Consider the following 566-nt stretch of genomic DNA (forward strand, 5'->3'; position numbering starts at 1 on the left):
CTGGAGGACATGTTCAAACGGTTCAAAGCGGAATGGGACAACTACGAGTGGGGCACCGACATCGCGTCCTACCCGAACTACTACAACCACTACCGCCGGCTCGTCGACTCCGACGTCATCCGTCATCGAGACGACTTCCTCGGGGAGGTCAACAAGTGGACCGGAATGGAGTTGGGGTTGCTCAGTAGCGAGTTCGAGACCGAGAGGCGGCGCATCATCGACCGGCTGCACGACGTGAACGCGATCTTGGAAAGAATCCCGTTCGGGCGCGACGGCGACCGCCTCCGCATCGACCCCGCCGAACGCGAAACCCCGACGTCGCGCCACTTCTGGTCCAGCCTGCAGCAATTCATCGAAACATCCAGCAGTGCAACACCCATGACGCTCGACGTGGCCAAGGCGCGTTATAACACCATTACTCAGTTCATCCGGCAGATCATGCCTGCCGACCAACTACCTCGCGGCGAGTCCTCCCAGCGAGAGGAAATCCTCGATGTGCGCCGCCACATCAGCATCAAAGCCCAGAAAGTCGACCCCGCCGACCCCGACAACATCAAGGGCACCTA

General features: G+C 60.2%; 1 pseudogene. It reads left to right on the forward strand.

The annotated features are described in order from the left end of the window. Positions 1-9: 9 nt before the first annotated feature. Positions 10-566 (forward strand): annotated as a pseudogene (locus AC1DWT_RS51800) (ATP-binding protein); the annotation flags it as partial.

This window comes from Rhodococcus sp. P4_B6, from assembly GCF_056402215.1.